This window comes from Shewanella sp. Choline-02u-19 (assembly GCF_002836205.1).
Lineage (GTDB): Bacteria > Pseudomonadota > Gammaproteobacteria > Enterobacterales > Shewanellaceae > Shewanella.
Map to the genome: position 1 here is coordinate 2960042 of NZ_PJBE01000013.1, position 16796 is coordinate 2976837.

The window sequence follows — 16796 nt, forward strand, 5'->3', positions numbered from 1 at the left end:
GATTTCCTACGTCGATTACTTTTCGAACGCCACGCTAATGTCAAAAAGACAGCTAGGTGTCATAAAGACACTTAAAGCGCTGTCCTTATGACATTATCACTATAAATAAAAACAACAATATCCTTTTAAAACAGCAGCTTCAACTATTGGCATGCTATCTGCTATAGCAAGCTACGCCTGAATAATAATACCGTTGCGCTAAGAGGACTTATGAGCAAACAAAGACTAACGGCAATTGCACTACTACTGGTGCTAATTGCTTCATTTACTGTACTACTGAGTATTGGTAGTGAAATCTATCGAGAAAAGCCGCCAATACCGACAGCTTTTGTTGATAGCCAAGGACAAACACTATTTAGTCAAAATGACATCGAACAAGGACAATTGGTTTGGCGCTCTATGGGGGGGCATCAACTGGGTTCTATATGGGGACATGGTTCATATGTTGCTCCAGACTGGACTGCAGACTGGTTACATAAAGAAGCTCAGGCTTGGCTAGATATCACCGCAAAGCAGCGTTTCAAGATCCCGTTTACGCAACTAAATACCCAGCAACAAGCAGGACTAGAGCAAGGCTTGCGCGAAGATATTCGCCGTAATACGGTTGTTGAGCAAGCTAATGGTGATACCTATATCACTCTTTCAGACACGCGTATTGCAGCCATTAAACAGGTAGAGCAACATTATTTAGCGCTATTTGGTGATGACCCAGAGTTATCATCTCTTAGAGAACAATATGCAATGAAAGAGGGTACCGTTCCGAGCTTAGATCGCCGTGAAAAGCTCAATGGTTTTCTATTTTGGGGCGCTTGGGCTGCAATAACAGAACGTCCAGATGCCGATTATACCTACACCAATAACTGGCCATTCGATCCACAAATTGGTAATACGCCAACGTCAGACAACGTGGTTTGGTCAATCTTAAGTTTTGTGACTCTTATTGCGGGTATTGGTGCATTAGTCTGGCATCACGCGAGCTGTAAACATGACAGTTTGCCAAAGCCTGCCGAACAAGACCCACTCTTCTTCACTAAACCCACTAAATCACAACGCGCTGTAGGGAAGTACTTCGTTACTGCGATAGGCTTGTTTCTATTGCAAATATTACTCGGAGGGATCACCGCACACTACGCGGTTGAAGGGCAAAATTTTTACGGTATTCCACTGTCAGAAATTCTCCCTTACTCCGTCACGCGTACTTGGCATACACAACTTGCCGTATTCTGGATTGCAACGGTTTGGTTAGGTACAGGTCTTTATATTGCCCCTGCATTATCGGGCTATGAACCTAAGTTCCAACGCATCGGTGTAAACGTACTTTGGGTTGCACTTCTGGTGGTTGTGCTCGGCTCTATGGCAGGGGAATGGATTGGTGTTCAGCAGTATTTTGACCTAGACATGAATTTCTTATTCGGTCATCAAGGTTATGAATATATCGATTTAGGCCGAGTGTGGCAGATATTACTGCTGGTAGGATTATTGATCTGGCTTGCCCTTGTGACAGCAGCAATGCGTCCCGCGTTAAAAGTTAAAGGCGAGATGCGCCCGGTTATTTGGGTACTGTACGCCTCGTGTGTAGCGATTGGTTTATTCTATGGTGCTGGCCTATTTATGGGTAAGCATACCAACCTTGCGATTGCTGAATACTGGCGCTGGTGGGTGGTTCACTTATGGGTAGAGGGGTTCTTCGAAACCTTCGCTACCTCTGTTGTCGCCTTAATGCTTGTGCGCCTTGGACTTATCCGTGCTCGCAGCGCAAATGCAGCGGTACTCTTCACCACGGTTATTTTCTTAACCGGTGGTTTAATCGGCACCTTGCATCACTTGTACTTTACCGGTACGCCAACCTCAGTGATTGCATGGGGCGCGATTTTCTCGGCTCTAGAAGTGGTACCACTGGCACTGATTGGTTTTGAAGCGGTTGAAAGTTATCGCTTACGTGCAGCAAGCCCTTGGATGATCCGTTACAAGTGGGCGATTATGTTTTTCGTGGCAACCGCATTTTGGAACTTAGTCGGCGCTGGGATCTTGGGTTTCCTCATCAATCCACCTATCGCGTTGTACTTTATCCAAGGTCTAAATACTACCGCAACTCACGCCCACGCAGCGTTCATGGGGGTATATGGAATGCTAGGTATGGGACTGATGTTATTCTGCTTACGTGGATTAACAGGACAAATGCAGTGGAATGAGAAGCTTCTAAAAGGCGCCTTCTGGACCATGAATATTGGCTTAGCCGCCATGGTATTTATGTCTCTACTGCCCGTTGGCATAGTGCAGTTCTTTGCCGTTATCGACAATGGTTACTGGTTTGCTCGTTCACCAGAAGTGATCCATAGTCCACTGGTTGAAACACTGGTTTGGATGCGTATGCCTGGTGATATTCTATTTGGCTTTGGTGGCTTATTTATGGGCTACTTCTTCTTTGATATTATCAAAAAAGCCATTGTTAAGAAGAAAACAGCGAGCGCACTAGATGACAGTCAAGCATCAGCTAACGCTTAACAACGTTAAATGATACAGACTCAAGGGCGCTATTTGTAGCGCCCTTTTCTTTATCTAATACACGGTACATTTGACACTGTTCATCATTCGCATTAATGTCAAAAAGACAAACACCTCCCATCGCTCAGAAAGTATGAGTTTTGTTGTAATACTTTATGGAAATTCTCTATGTCTTTAAGCCAAACTGATCTTACCCGCATCGCCTTAGATATTACTGCTGGGCTTTCTGATCATGATAGATTCTCGCGCTTACTCGATACCATAAGGCAAACCTTGCATTGCGACGCTGCCGCACTACTGCAATTTACCGGACAACAATTTAACCCTCTGGCAATTGATGGCCTCAGCCCAGATGTACTCGGGCGACGATTTATTATCAGCGAACACCCAAGACTCGAAGCCATTGCACGCGCTGGCGATATCGTGCGCTTTCCAGCTGACAGTGAACTGCCTGATCCTTACGATGGCCTGATCCCTCACCAAGGTGATAACTTAGTGGTGCACGCTTGCATCGGACTCCCCTTGCTTGCTAATGGCGACCTGATTGGCGCTGTCACCATCGACGGTTTTGACCCTAAGCAATTTAACGATTTTAGTGACAATGAGCTGCGCACACTCAGTGCGCTTGCGGCAGCTTCGCTTAACAATGCCTTGATGATCGATAAACTCGAGAAACAGGCTGTCCAGTCACAGGAAATACCCTCTGCGAGCCGTATTAACGCTGATACTCGTGTAGAAATGATAGGCCACTCAATGGCGATAAATTCACTTAAAAATGAGCTTAACGTGGTCGCGAATACCGATCTAAACGTGCTTATTTTAGGGGAAACAGGTACAGGTAAAGAGTTGGTGGCAAAATCGGTGCATCAACTTTCGCATCGTGCAAAACAGCCTCTCGTCTACTTAAATTGCGCAGCGTTGCCAGAATCCGTTGCTGAGAGTGAGCTATTTGGTCATGTTAAAGGCGCGTTTACCGGTGCAATAAGTCATCGTAGTGGCAAGTTTGAAAAAGCTGACAACGGCACCTTGTTTTTAGATGAAATTGGCGAACTGCCATTAGGGTTACAAGCCAAGTTATTAAGAGTATTGCAGTACGGCGACCTACAGAAAGTAGGTTCTGATAAGAGCTTAAAAGTTGATGTGAGAATCATTGCCGCAACCAATAAAGACCTTAAAAAGGAGGTACTTGCAGGACGCTTTAGAGCCGACCTTTACCACCGACTCAGTGTATTCCCAATCGTCGTACCGCCCCTAAGAGAACGTGATGGTGATGTCACTTTATTAAGCGGTTTTTTTGTAGAACGCTGTCGCCAAAAACTAGGCCTTAAAAGCCTTAGATTAGATGCAAGCAGCCTTGCCATTCTCAATGGCTACGACTGGCCCGGCAACATCCGAGAGTTAGAACATGTGCTGCACCGAGCATCGGTGCTATCTCGCGCCCAATCATCATCGGACAGCTGCCTTATCTCGCAGCAACATTTTGACTTCCATGTGGAGCCGCAAACCAGCGTCACTAACACTAAAATAGTCCCTAGCCATACTGCGCACCCCAGCCATCAAACGTTAAAGCAAGCTACCGCAACTTTTCAATCACAGTATATTCAGCAAGTATTAACTGAAAACGAAGGTAACTGGGCGGCAACAGCGAGATCCCTTGCACTCGACTCTGGCAACCTCCACCGACTCGCTAAACGCATTGGGATAAAATAATAAGTTAAACCACATCAAAATGCCCATTGGGGTTAATGACAATAACTGCTATAAATGAGTGTAAGAGATAAATCCGCCGTTGCTTTAATGGGTTATGTTACGTTGCAAAAGGATGAAGCACATTGAGAAAATCGGCAAATAAGCACCTTTTCATCGGCCTATTTTTTGCCGTAGGTTTTATCTCAAACGGCGCTATTGCTGCAGAGCAACAACCTCTAACTGCCATTGAGCACAGTTGCGATCTAACCACCCAAGCAGCTCCGCTTTATCAAACCGAAAAGCGTATTCAGTATCGTCAATTAAGCAACGGCTTACAGGTGAGAACCTTAGCGATTACTGACTCATCATCAATTTCAATCGCCAGCCAGTTTGATGTTGGCTCTCGAAACGAAATCAAGGGGCAAACGGGTTATGCGCACCTGTTTGAGCATATGCTCTTTAAAGGCAGTCAGCATGCCCCCGGTGACCGTTACACTCAAACTATGAGTGAACTCAGCGGCCAGTTTAATGCCAGTACCTTTTTTGATTTCACTAATTATTACTTAACCATCCCCGCCCCAGCACTGGAGCTAAGTTTATGGTTAGAAGCCGATCGTTTTAGGTATCCAGCGCTAACGCCTGCCACCGTTGCTAACCAACAAGGCGCAGTGCTCGAGGAGATGGCCACCAGCATTGATAACCAACCTTATGTGCGTAAAGCAATGGAGTTTTTGCTAGCGCAAGTTCAAGGTACGCCCTATGGACATGCGGTTATTGGTAGCATTGCTGACGTAAAAGCCGCGACACCTGAATCGCTCAATCAGTTTCATCAGCGTTTTTATCGCCCCGATGCAATGCAGTTAAGCTTAGTGGGTAACCTCCCCGCAAACACCAATACCTGGATAGATAATAGTTTTGCCAGCTGGCAACAGCCGCTTGCCGCTAAAGTCGCCATGTCAGATCTCATCATTGACACAAAGGCGGTTCACGGTGAAATAGTTGATGAACGCGGCCCGTGGCCAGCGGTGTTACTCGCTTGGCATACAGCAGGAACTGATTCGCCAGATGCCGCTGCACTGGCGTTACTCGAAGCGTACCTGTTTCAAAATAAAAGTAGCTTGATTGAACGCACCAGTCTCAGCGATCCCGACCAACTCCTTAGTTATTCAATTCCACTCAAAATGCAGCATCATGGCGTGACCAATCTGGTATTAGTCCCCCGAGCCCGCACTTCACTCGATACCTTAACCGAGAACGTTGAAAAGTTAATTGGATCGGTAACTGTAGAACCCATACCTGCGCAACAACTTTGCCAACTAAAGCAGATATGGCTAGATAAAAAGCTCTCAATATTAGATAGCCCATCGGTACTGGCTCGAACCCTTTCAGCGACGCTACCGCAGGATAGTTCAGCACCATTAACAGCCCAATGGCAGCGAATAAATGCTGTCACGGCTGCGGATCTACAGCGCGTAAGCGAGCATTATTTTAAGCACAAACGCGTCCGGCTCGACTTGCTCCCTCCTTGGCACATACGTGCTGCCAAAACGATTCTAGAGTGGTTGCCAAAGGGAACAGCGGACGATCTTGAAGAGAGTGTAATGTGATGAAACATCGGATACGCATTATCTATATAAGAGTTGCCAGTGTAAGTTTAATGGTTTACTTAAGCCTATACCTACTGGGCTGCCAACAGACTCAAATAGACTTTACTGCGACAGCTGCAACCAGTCTCCCAAAGTTTAACCCCATTCACGGGGCACCGACCCTTGAGTCCATGCGTTTTGAGCAAACACAGAGCATTCAACAACAAATAATGCCTAACGGCAGTCAGTTATTTAGGGTTAACGATCCAAAATCAGGTTTAGATCACCTCACTCTCGTGGCTTATAGCGCTCGACAGCCGTTTAAAAATGTAGACGTGTTGATGAGAGCATTTGAAGAAAAGCGCCGTTGGCTGGTCGCGAGCCAAGCGCAGAGTTGCGCCGAGAGCCTAACGTTTAGCCCGTCACTGCACAGTATCGCGATTGGTATTAGTTGCCACCAACTTCCCACAGAGGCCACTGAGCTGCTAATGAATTTTTGGCGCCCACACAGCTTTGATGACATCGACATTGCTAATGTTAGGCGGCAATTAAAGCTCGCTAAACATATCAATGCTTTTAGTGGCGCAGAGATCAATACCGTCTGGGCGAGAACTATTCTCGGCGAAGAACATATCTATAACCAAGCGCTCAACGATAGTTCACTTGCCGATAGCTTAACGCTTGATAGCCTTAATAACGTTAGAGAGCAGATATTATCTCAATCGAGTTGGGCTGTATTAGCTAACCAAAGACTAACTAATGCTAAAGGTAAGCCACCACAAGCATTACTCTCCCGCGCAGTGGCGTTAAATAGCACCACCAACATAACCCAAGATACCCATAATCATTCCAGCACACAGATAATGCAGAACATGCCTGTTGTTCCTTTAGGCAATAGCAGTAAAACGATCTACATTATTGACGCCCCTGGCAGTGTACAAACTCAAATCAGAGTCGGCTATCCAATGGTTAGAGACTTAAATGACACACAGGTAAATCAAGCATTATTACCCAGTGATGCAAGTGGCAATGCTCAAGATTGTCAGTTACTTGCAAGCTGGTTAGGGCGCAGTTTTTCGGGCCGATTATATTACGACTTACGTGAGGTTCGTGGTTTAACTTACGGTATTTACGGTCGCTGTTATGACAATCCTCTTTCGCGATCTATCAAGTTTTATGGCAGTACTAAACTTGAGCACACTGGCGCCTTTATCGATGGTGTACTCAAGCACTTAGCACTGGCCGCTGAGAGTCCACCCAGTCAAGCAGAGTTAACCGCAGTAAAAACCTATAACACCAGTAAATTACTGCTGCGCCAAGATAACCCCATGGCGCTAGAGCTTGATACTATTAGGCAGCTCACCTCTGGGTACTCACCTTTATACCAGCAAGCATTCGCCGACAAAATCGAGGCGCTCACCGCGGAGCAACTGCAGTCCATTGCCGCCGATGTATTTAGTCGTCCACCCTATATTGTGATCCGTGGCGACGCAGAAAAAATCAATGCCGATCTTAAACAGAAGCTTCCTGACTGGCAGCTGATTGAAGTGTCTGCTAATGAGTCGTTATAATACGTGCAATTCTAATTAAGATACGATGACCTAGATGACATTGTTAAGCGCGCTAGCAGCAGACCCAAAAATAGAGCTTGAATCATTACAGGCTGGCCCACTTGCGCGCTACCAGCAGCAACTAGCACACACAGAATTTATCGATGACCCGAGCCAATACCAAGCGATTGAAGCCTTAGAGGCATTGTACCTTGCGCTCACATCCTCAAACTCAAGTCGCCCAGCTCATCAAGCGTTAACCGGGTTGTATTTATGGGGGGATGTCGGCCGTGGCAAAACGTTTTTAATGGACCTCTTTTATAACAGTATTGAAAATACCCCGAAATTGCGGCTGCACTTTCATCGTTTTATGGCTCGAATTCATCAAGAGATGATGGCGGAATCCGGTAACAGAGAACCGCTTGCCCGAATTGCTAAACGGATTGCTGGCGAATGTAAGCTACTGTGTTTTGATGAGTTCTTTGTATCTGACATTGGCGATGCGATGATCCTAGGTAAGCTATTTGAAGCCTTGTTTAATGAAGGGGTGACGCTGGTCACCACCTCAAATATCCCCATTAATGAGTTATACCGAAACGGCTTACAACGCCAACGATTTTTAGCCACTATCGACTTATTGAATCAGTTTACTCAAGAAATTCATCTCAACGGTGAAGCTGACCATAGGCTGCGTCACTCAGTTTATCAACAGCGCTATTTTATTAATAACACTGGCACTGCGCAAAGCCAACATCGTGCCTTCGCAGAGCGCTTTAGCACGATGACAGCATCGGCAAAGCCTTGCGCTGCCAAACTCATGGTGCACAGCAGAGTGATTGATACTATAGAGTATACCAACAACATCGCTTGGTTTCGCTTTGATGCGCTATGCGATGGACCACGTTCTCAGCTAGATTATATTGAAATAGCCACGCGCTTTAACACCGTCATGGTATCAGAGGTGCCTATTTTAGGCGGTGAGCCAAGAAGCTGGATCCGTGCACGCGGCACAGAAGATGGCGTTATCGCCATCGAAACGGGTGAGCGACAGTTGTCGTATGCAGTAAATGATGACCCTGCGAGGCGTTTTATTAGCTTGGTCGATGAGTTATATGACCAAGGCGTAACACTCTATATTCAAGCTGATGTCGCGATGGAAGATTTATACACTGGCGGAGCGTTAAGCTTTGAATTTAGACGCACTTTAAGCCGACTAACCCAAATGCAATCCTTAGCTTACACGAACGATTAAGCTAGCGGCCGACACCCCTAAGCCACCAAACCGTCGTAAAAGCTGATTAAAAAAGAGCTAGACTGCTGGATTGCTCTCGGCTCATAGCCCGCTATTAATATTACTGGGGGCTAATCTGATAATGCCTTTCGACATTCACAGTCACCTCGCCCCACGTTGAATTGGCGACTCTAGATTGATGAGCAGCAAATGAAGCATGATCAACAAACTCCTCATAGACATTAAAACGACAGCTATCCTGACTATCTTGGGTCACTTCAAATATCAAGCAGCCGAGTTCCTGCTTTGTTAGCTCTGTATGCTGCAATAGCGCATCTTTTACCGTCGCTAGCTCGGATATAGCCACCAAGATATAACCCGATAAAATAACCTTAGCCAATCGTTGTTCCTTACCGTACAAAGCCTGTTTACTGGGCGTTAAGCGTTAATGACATAATCAAAATGATAATGGTGCACTCCAGCTTCTATTTTTATCGTCATAGAGCCTGAAATTCCCGTTAACTCACCCGTTCCAGAATCAGGTACCACTAAAACTGACAAAGTATCAGCCCCTCGATTCATCACCCCAGTATGATGAAATGAGACCTCTCCCTTGAGACCGTTAATAACACCCGAGAAGGACTCCATGGCCACATAAGCCGCGGAGTTAGCGACAGAGGTACGCTTACTTAGCATTTGCCCTTGGCTAACACCGCTTATGTCGCCTTCAAATGTTTTAGTAAACGACATTCGTCCAGCATCAATAACGTCATCAGTTGCAGGTGTAAACGCTATTGAAAATTGTCCACTCACCATCATGTATTTCTCCAATCTTTAATTGAACCATTACTGATTAACCCGGTGTATTTACGCGACCGTTTCTATTGCTGCAATAACAACAATCCAGAAAATTACGCCATAGTGTTAAGGCCTACTCATGATATTTACGTATTACAGCCACTTTGCCATGTTCAATCTCTAACACTTCCATCATGGTTGATGTATATGTGATCGCTTGATTACTTTGTGGGTGGATCCCTTTCGCACTATGGCTGTAGCGGATCGCTATTGCGCTGTCATTAAAGGTAAATAGGTTAAGCAGTTCAGCTTTATATTCAGTATGCGCCCCAAGGTAGAATGTCATTCCTTTGCGCATACTTTGCTTACCATCAGCTGAACGAGAGTCGTCTGTTTCATAAGGAAGATGTTGATGGCCAACGTCATCCGTCAGCAGAGCTAGGTAATTTTCTAACTCTTTTTCTGTGGCATCAGGCGCTTGTGACGCAACCATCACCTCGAAATAGTTTTGAGCAATCTGCTCCATCTCACTTTGGTTGCTCTGTGCTTGTACTGAACAGACAACCAATAAACTTAATGCGATAACAACCAAACGTTTCATAACAAACTCCCTTTTGATGACGATTGAACCTCATAGCAGACAAATGCTTTAAGCTACAAACAAGCCATATGGCCTGTTGTAGTACCTTCAAAAGGTAGGTTCACCAGCCTTGGAGGCCTACCATAACACCCCTCTTATTTGTTATTCAATTGTTACATAAACAGTAGTTATCGCGATGGATGGCACTTAATAAAGATGAAGTTGGGTCGATTGCTGAGTTTTTGATAAGTAACGGCGGAAATGCCTTTGACTTTTTCTAACACTTTCCCTTCGCAGATTTGGCTAATGACTAAGCCGTTGGATGTTATCGCATCACTGATCTCAGTGAGTGAGCGACGGTAAAAGCTCACCGCAACAGGCTTACCTATGGTATTCCACTCTTGCTTAACTAACTCTCGTTCAAAATAATTACCAGATTGCGAACATTCAAAATCAGCAAAGGGATGATGAGTTGAAAAGACCATATAGCCAGCTGGCTTTAAGACCCGGTGGATCTCTTTAAAAACAACGGTTAAATCTTCAACATAGTGCAGTACTAGTGGACACACAATAACATCGGCACTGGCAGACTTTTGCTGCGGCAACCCTAATGATAAATCTTGTACGTAAGCGGTGACTCGTTGTCCTAACTTGGCACGCACTATCTCAACCATAGATTCAGACACATCGACGCAGGTAAGTGACCTAACCCCTTGAGCGATAAAATACTGCGCATAAATTCCTGTACCACAACCCAAGTCGACGACATCGAGCCCTGAAAGGTCATCAAGTAACGCTTGTAAGGACGGCCGTTCTAAACACGCATTGTGAATATTGTCTTGTATTGCTGCATCATATTGCTCAGCATATTTTGAATACAATTCTGATTTCATAAGAGTCTCATCAAATGCAGTTAAACGGGGGCAAGTTTATCATTTACAATGACGATGAGTGGCTAAAGTAGCCGGGGAAATATCTAGATTAAAAGCCTATAGGAAATTTAAAGCTTATATTGGCAGGTTTTCCAGCACTTTCCATTACAGATTATAGCGCTTGTTGAACGCATTAAAACGAGCATCAACACCGCCACGAAGAACAACCAAAAATGGCTAATGCTCAGTTGAAGCTGTGCGTGTTAGCGAATACTATCAGGATATGATGCCGCTAAATAAATAAGAGATGAGGACGGTCATTACCCGTTCTAAAGCATAGGGTTAAACATATAGCTTTCAAATGTGGATATCAGAGTGCTATATGACAGAATCATGTACGACAAACACGAGCTTAAACAAACATCGCAATCATGCCACCTATCGTCGCAGCGGCTTTTACATATTGGCCTACAGTGTACGAAGAGTCTTCCTTATCTTCTACTTGATCTGGATGATCTAAGCCTAACGCTCCAAAAGCAAAAGACTTTAAATCGGTTATCTCATCAGTATCCGCTGTAGCAGCCGTTTGTTGCTCAAGCATTAGCTTGTCTTTCGCCGCCTCTGAAAGCGTCACTGATGTATCAGGTGCATTCGATTGAGCCGCAGGCTCCACTCGCGGTTGCTTGGTCGTTTCGGTCATATTTGCGGCCGACAATCGGCTGTTAACGCTCGCGAGAGCATCTAAGTTATTAGCCAAATTACTGCTTACACCGCTGACGTATGTCATCAAATAGTCCTTTAAACAACTGCAGGTTATATTGGTGTGTATAGTAGCAGCAAAACGATCAAACCCTCGTTAATGAAAAGTAAAACATGATACAAAACGTATCCTTGTTACAGACTGATTTAACTAAAAAAAGCGTACAGTATGACGTGAAGACAGATAGTGGTGTTCAGTGTCACCATAGGCACTAATATCCAGCTGAGTCAGGCGCGTAATCAAGTGTAATAGTTGATCACCTTTTGGGTTGGCAATACTGTCGTTAGTCAAAATCATAAACTGACTGCTTGCGCTAAAGTGAGCTCCAAACTGGCTCACGCTGACGCGGTGATTAACCAGATACTGCTTATCAATCCAACGCCCGCCTAAATAAATTGCATCACTGGCCGCAGAAGCCACCATAACCACCCCAATATAACTCGGCTCGTTAGCGATAGCTTGATTGATTTGAGCAAATGGCTCTTGGCCCTCGTCAAGGATCAATAAGTGCACCTCTCCCCTAACGTTCTGCAATAACCCCTCTAGATCTTGCACTGTGTTGTCAACAATGACTAACACGGCTGAGTGCTCAACATTGAGCAAGGATGTTGTTGGGCGCTCATTCGCTGTAGCTTCATTAACAAAAAGGAGGCAACACAGCAAAATCAGCCACGTTAATGGGAACTGTCTAGGAAACTTAATCTCTGCAGATGCTGCTTTTATATCGAGTGCTGGATTGAGTTCAGAATCCAGTGTCGAGTCTGACGTATCAAATAAACTGAGATGGGTCAGGCTGTCATTGAAAGTGGAGTATGTTGAAATGTGCTTTAGGCTATCCATGTCAGGCCTCCTACATAGGCTTAGATTTCCTCGGTGTATGTAGGTAATGCATAGAACAAACCAGTTTTATAATTAGTTAAATTTCAGTTAGATAACTCAAGACCATCCAATGAATAGCAATACGTATCGCGATTATTTCTATTTTGCTGCGCAATTTGCGATCAAAAAAAGACCAGACTAAGTCTGGTCTTTTTTGTTTAATTAGCGCTATTAATACAGTGGTTTGATGTTATTAATTAAGAATTCTTTGGTAAATTTCTAGCACTTTTTCAGCATGCTGTTTCACTTCGCTAAAGGGTAAAGTCGTTGCTACCTGTTGCAAAGTTAATCGATGGCTTTCGTCACGAAGATGACAATAAGCCTGAGTTAACGATTGAGCGCTAGCGATAGGGATAAGTTCAAGCTCTGCAAGTTGTTCAAAAATACGCACATTGTCGGACCAAAAAGACAGCGACGGATACTCACTGGCATTAGCAAGCACAAGATATTGCGCAATAAACTCGATATCGGCGATACCACCGGGACTCTGTTTAAGATCAAACATGCCTTTACCCACTTTAAGCAGATGGTCACGCATTTTAAGTCGCATATCCCGCACATTTTTTGCCAGTACAGCATTATCACGATTCGACTCTAACACCTCAGATCTTAACTCATTAAAACGACTCGATAAGCTATTATCTCCAAACATAAAGCGGGCTCTTACCAGTGCTTGATGCTCCCAGGTCCACGCTTCTTTTCGTTGATAATCGCCAAAGTGCTCTATCTCGCTAACCAGTAAACCCGAAGCTCCAGAGGGACGTAGGCGCATATCGACTTCATACAACTCGCCCGATGTCGTGCGCGTCGAAAACAGGTGCAATATCCGCTGTGCCAGCTTTAAATAGAAGTGACCCACATCAATCGCTCTACCACCATTGGTTTGCCCACCCTGCTTAGCATTATGTAAGAACACTAAATCGAGATCAGAACCATAGCCAAGTTCTAAGCCACCAGCCTTACCGTAGCCTATCACCGCAAAGCCCATCTCATTAGTCTTGAGGCCTTCGGGCACCCCATGACGAGTGCTCACCTGCAACCAAGCTTGCTGCACCACTTGTTCAATTATCGCCTCTGCTAGAAAAGTAAGATGGTCGCTCACTTGCATCACGGGTAAGACTCCCGTGACATCAGCCGCCGCAATTTTTAACTGTTGTGATAACTTAAATTGTCGCAACGCTTCCATCTGCTGCTCCATATCATCTTCAGGAACACGGAGCAGGTATTGCCTTAGCTCACTACTATAATCATCAAGCGAAGTGGTATCGTAGAGCTGCGCAGGATCAATAAGCTCATCAAGCAACATGGGAAATTTTGCTAACTGCTCTGCAATCCATGGGCTGGCACAGCAAAGACTGACGAGTTGTTGCCGCGCTCCTGGGTTTTCACAGAGTAACTCAAGGTATGTTGTGCGAGTTAAAATCTGATCTAGCACTTTAGAGACGGGTTCAAATGCTTTAGTGGGTTGCGAATGTAACGACAAGTCACACAATAATCTTGGCATCAGTTTGTCGAGTGTTTCTCTGCCGCGTGGCCCTATGGTCCTACGCACTACCGTGTCGTGCCAACGCTTTAACATGGGCCACAATTGCAACTCAACCTCTTGTTCATCTAAAATCGCGAATGCGGTTTCTTCCTCCTGCGCATCCCATAATTGCTGCGACCAAGTTTCACTTTTGTCATCTTGATTATCACCACCAACAGTCTCTTTGAAATGACGATGAATACAGGCCATTGCACCTTCAATTTGTTGCCTTAGATCCATCTCATTATCGGCATTTAAGGCCCAACATAAACGGTCCCAATCCAATTCTTTAACTGGCAGGGTTTGAGTTTGCTCATCATTAATGGCTTGCAGTAAATTTTCGACTCGGCGCAACATTAGATAGCTTTGCTTAAGTTCATCAAGCGCGAGATACTCAATTTGCCCAAGCTGATATAGCGTCTCAATAGCGGCGAATAAGCTTTGCTGCCTTAATGAAGGCTCTCGCCCCCCGCGAATAAGCTGAAAACTTTGTACCACAAACTCCACTTCGCGAATGCCACCAGCACCCAGTTTTATATTGTCAGTTAGCTTTCTACGTCGCACCTCTTGAGTGATAAGGCCTTTCATTTTTCGCAGTGATTCAATGGCAGAAAAATCAAGATAACGGCGATATACAAACGGTCTCAATAAATCATGCAGTTCATCGGAGTCGGCAGTCCAGGGGCCTAACGCACGCGCTTTTACCATCGCGTAACGCTCCCAATCCCGACCTTGCTCTTGGTAATAGTCTTCAAGGCCACTGAAACTAACCACTAAAGGTCCGCTTTCGCCATAGGGACGCAAACGCATATCGACCCGATAAACAAAGCCGTCAACCGTCACTTGATGCAACAGATTAACTAAACGTTGTCCCATACGGATAAAAAACTGTTGATTGTCAATTGAGCGTCGTCCGCCAATCGTTTCACCGTGTTCAGGAAAGGTGAATACCAGATCAATATCTGACGAAAAGTTTAGCTCACGGCCACCGAGTTTCCCCATGCCAAGGATCAATAGCTTTTGCGCCACCCCTTCGGGGCTTGTCGGTGTACCCAGCGTTGCGCACATATCGTGATATAGCCAATCACGCCCCGCAATAACCAATGCCTCAGCTAATACTGATAGATCTAATAAAGATTCTTCCAGCGAGGTGTATCCCATAAAATCTCGCCAGGCGATACCTACCATTTGGCGGTTACGATATTGACGCAAGATTTGCTTAATCTGCTCTTCGTCATTCACCGCACTTAACAATTCATGCAGATCGCTGGCGAAAAACTTTCGGTCAGTGCCATTAAGCTGAGATTCAAATAGCGCTGTTATCCATTGCGGGTATCGACATAGTTGCGCGGCAACAAAGTCACTTAACGCCATGATGGTCTTAAGCTCTTGTTGCTGCTCATTCGACAAGGAGGCTAGCGCCTCAGGAGAGGTATCGACGAATCTTTGCCAGTAGTTTTCAACGTTAGCAGCCATTTGAGTGGAAACTTCTTTTTTACCCCGTAAAGCCGCGCGCATAATAATCCCTAACAATTCTTACTATCGACATATTATGTCCACAGTGCTATAAAAATGTGATTGAGTTTTTTAAATGATGTTGGCTAGATGAGCAATTAAGTGCTTATAGCCCTTTGAAACATCAATCATTGTATTTTTGTGCTTTAATACAGAATACTATACCCAAAGCTGTAGTAATTGCAGTACAGCAAGGCTGTTTCTCTAGCAAATTCAATATTTCAGCACATGAAAGATTAATTTTATGTACTTAAATATCAAGTTAAAAAGAGAATATAATCCCGAGTCGCTGCTAATCACTAGCGCTTACCTTAACTGATTTTTGGAGAAAGCATGGCAGGAATGCTAATTCGTGTTCTCACCGTTATATTGGCGTTATCACTCGCAGGATGCGGTGATGATAGACCAGAGCAAATAGCAAAGTACCAGCAGCTCAGTCAGCAACGCTTGGATACGCTTAGCACCATGCTCAATGACGGCCAAGTGCGTAATGCCAATTTATTGCAGCAATATACGCGTATTTTATCTCAGCAAAAACCTGATCTGGTGCCACTGCTTAATCAGCTCGCTACTGATGCGACAGCTCGAGGCCCGATGTTTACTTCGCTAACCCGCAGGTTAACTGAAGCTCAGAATGCAGCGAATTTTGTTGATCTCGATCAGCAACTCGCCGAAGTTGAAAACCTATATCAGGCAATGGACCCAAGTCTTTATAACGACATGCTGTCAGATCAACTCAATGTGGTTGCAGATATGTCTGATGGCGCGCTTGCCCGAGTCAATTCCATCAGTCGCGAAGCTGCTACTTTGGCGAATGGCTCTGAAGACTTTGGCGCTGGCAGCCAGTTAGTGGGCAACCCGTCTTACGGCAACTGGCAATCAGGCTCGAGTGGGATGTCAATTTGGGCTTGGTACGGCATGTACTCAATGTTCTCGAATCTAACCCGAGGTCCTATCGGATACGATCGCTGGTCAAGCCGTCGTAACTATAGCTATTACAATGATGTTGGCCGTTATCGTTATACCTCGCCTAAACAAGCCAGATCGCAAACTCAAACCTTTGAGCGCACCAAAAAGCAATTTAGTTCTCAAGGTAAGAAGTTTGATAGTCCATACGCCAAATCGCGTACGGGCTCTACCAGCTTGTCGAGACAAAGTACCAGCACGCCTAAAGCTAGTTCAACAGGACGCACTGCGAGTAGCAAGAGCAAGTTCCGCTCAAATTACTCTAAAGACAGTAGCTTTCGTAATTCAAGCAGTCGTACTACTCGCGGTGTTCGCCGAGGCAAATAATTAAGGGACTTTC

Annotated in this window: 13 protein-coding genes; 6 read left to right on the forward strand and 7 right to left on the reverse strand. The window is 45.1% G+C overall.

The window, feature by feature from the left end; genetic code table 11:
• Nucleotides 1-210: 210 nt before the first annotated feature.
• The 5 genes from CXF83_RS19570 (at nucleotide 211) to zapE (ending at nucleotide 8582) form a co-directional block, all read left to right on the forward strand.
• The gene (locus CXF83_RS19570; protein ID WP_101092490.1) at nucleotides 211-2505 is read left to right on the forward strand and encodes a nitric-oxide reductase large subunit; all 2295 of its coding nucleotides are present in this window, start codon (nucleotides 211-213) and stop codon (nucleotides 2503-2505) included.
• A 168-nt stretch (nucleotides 2506-2673) separates the two neighbouring features.
• Nucleotides 2674-4215 (forward strand): nitric oxide reductase transcriptional regulator NorR, encoded by a 1542-nt coding sequence (norR, locus tag CXF83_RS19575; protein WP_101092491.1) that lies wholly within the window; start codon nucleotides 2674-2676, stop codon nucleotides 4213-4215.
• Nucleotides 4216-4394: 179 nt separating this feature from the next.
• Nucleotides 4395-5801 (forward strand): M16 family metallopeptidase, encoded by a 1407-nt coding sequence (locus CXF83_RS19580; protein WP_198553582.1) that lies wholly within the window; start codon nucleotides 4395-4397, stop codon nucleotides 5799-5801.
• Nucleotides 5801-7351, forward strand: a complete 1551-nt coding sequence (locus tag CXF83_RS19585) for a M16 family metallopeptidase (protein ID WP_232775158.1) — start codon at nucleotides 5801-5803, stop codon at nucleotides 7349-7351. Before CXF83_RS19580 ends, CXF83_RS19585 begins: the two co-directional genes overlap by 1 nt.
• Before the next feature lie 40 nt (nucleotides 7352-7391).
• Entirely contained in the window at nucleotides 7392-8582 is a 1191-nt protein-coding gene (zapE, locus tag CXF83_RS19590; RefSeq protein ID WP_443018896.1) for a cell division protein ZapE, read from the forward strand.
• Nucleotides 8583-8682: 100 nt separating this feature from the next.
• Here zapE and CXF83_RS19595 read toward each other — a convergent pair whose 3' ends face one another.
• The 7 genes from CXF83_RS19595 to glnE all read right to left on the reverse strand — a co-directional run bounded on the left by CXF83_RS19595 (nucleotide 8683) and on the right by glnE (nucleotide 15451).
• A complete protein-coding gene (locus tag CXF83_RS19595; protein ID WP_101092493.1) occupies nucleotides 8683-8961 on the reverse strand; it encodes a putative quinol monooxygenase in 279 nt (92 codons plus the stop codon).
• A gap of 38 nt (nucleotides 8962-8999) precedes the next feature.
• On the reverse strand, nucleotides 9000-9380 hold the full coding sequence (locus CXF83_RS19600) for a DUF3224 domain-containing protein (RefSeq protein ID WP_101092494.1): 381 nt from the start codon (nucleotides 9378-9380) through the stop codon (nucleotides 9000-9002).
• Nucleotides 9381-9492: 112 nt separating this feature from the next.
• Entirely contained in the window at nucleotides 9493-9960 is a 468-nt protein-coding gene (locus tag CXF83_RS19605; RefSeq protein ID WP_101092495.1) for a nuclear transport factor 2 family protein, read from the reverse strand.
• Between the two features lie 167 nt (nucleotides 9961-10127).
• The gene (locus tag CXF83_RS19610; RefSeq protein ID WP_101092496.1) at nucleotides 10128-10832 is read right to left on the reverse strand and encodes a class I SAM-dependent DNA methyltransferase; all 705 of its coding nucleotides are present in this window, start codon (nucleotides 10830-10832) and stop codon (nucleotides 10128-10130) included.
• 391 nt (nucleotides 10833-11223) lie between these two features.
• Nucleotides 11224-11598 carry a hypothetical protein gene (locus CXF83_RS19615; protein WP_101092497.1) on the reverse strand — a complete coding sequence of 125 codons (375 nt, stop codon included), beginning with the start codon at nucleotides 11596-11598 and terminating at the stop codon, nucleotides 11224-11226.
• A 123-nt stretch (nucleotides 11599-11721) separates the two neighbouring features.
• Nucleotides 11722-12411 carry a DUF4347 domain-containing protein gene (locus CXF83_RS19620; protein ID WP_101092498.1) on the reverse strand — a complete coding sequence of 230 codons (690 nt, stop codon included), beginning with the start codon at nucleotides 12409-12411 and terminating at the stop codon, nucleotides 11722-11724.
• Between the two features lie 232 nt (nucleotides 12412-12643).
• A complete protein-coding gene (gene glnE / locus CXF83_RS19625; protein WP_232775209.1) occupies nucleotides 12644-15451 on the reverse strand; it encodes a bifunctional [glutamate--ammonia ligase]-adenylyl-L-tyrosine phosphorylase/[glutamate--ammonia-ligase] adenylyltransferase in 2808 nt (935 codons plus the stop codon).
• 372 nt (nucleotides 15452-15823) lie between these two features.
• Here glnE and CXF83_RS19630 point away from each other — a divergent pair, with 372 nt between their 5' ends.
• Nucleotides 15824-16783 (forward strand): hypothetical protein, encoded by a 960-nt coding sequence (locus tag CXF83_RS19630; protein ID WP_101092500.1) that lies wholly within the window; start codon nucleotides 15824-15826, stop codon nucleotides 16781-16783.
• Nucleotides 16784-16796: the final 13 nt, after the last annotated feature.

Coding starts and splice junctions, on each gene's coding strand:
- CXF83_RS19585 (WP_232775158.1), top strand. CDS start 5,801: ATGAAACATCGGATACGCATTATCTATATAAGAGTTGCCAGTGTAAGT.
- CXF83_RS19600 (WP_101092494.1), bottom strand. CDS start 9,380: ATGATGGTGAGTGGACAATTTTCAATAGCGTTTACACCTGCAACTGAT.
- CXF83_RS19630 (WP_101092500.1), top strand. CDS start 15,824: ATGGCAGGAATGCTAATTCGTGTTCTCACCGTTATATTGGCGTTATCA.
- CXF83_RS19605 (WP_101092495.1), bottom strand. CDS start 9,960: ATGAAACGTTTGGTTGTTATCGCATTAAGTTTATTGGTTGTCTGTTCA.
- CXF83_RS19570 (WP_101092490.1), top strand. CDS start 211: ATGAGCAAACAAAGACTAACGGCAATTGCACTACTACTGGTGCTAATT.
- norR (WP_101092491.1), top strand. CDS start 2,674: ATGTCTTTAAGCCAAACTGATCTTACCCGCATCGCCTTAGATATTACT.
- glnE (WP_232775209.1), bottom strand. CDS start 15,451: ATGGCTGCTAACGTTGAAAACTACTGGCAAAGATTCGTCGATACCTCT.
- CXF83_RS19620 (WP_101092498.1), bottom strand. CDS start 12,411: ATGGATAGCCTAAAGCACATTTCAACATACTCCACTTTCAATGACAGC.
- CXF83_RS19615 (WP_101092497.1), bottom strand. CDS start 11,598: ATGACATACGTCAGCGGTGTAAGCAGTAATTTGGCTAATAACTTAGAT.
- CXF83_RS19610 (WP_101092496.1), bottom strand. CDS start 10,832: ATGAAATCAGAATTGTATTCAAAATATGCTGAGCAATATGATGCAGCA.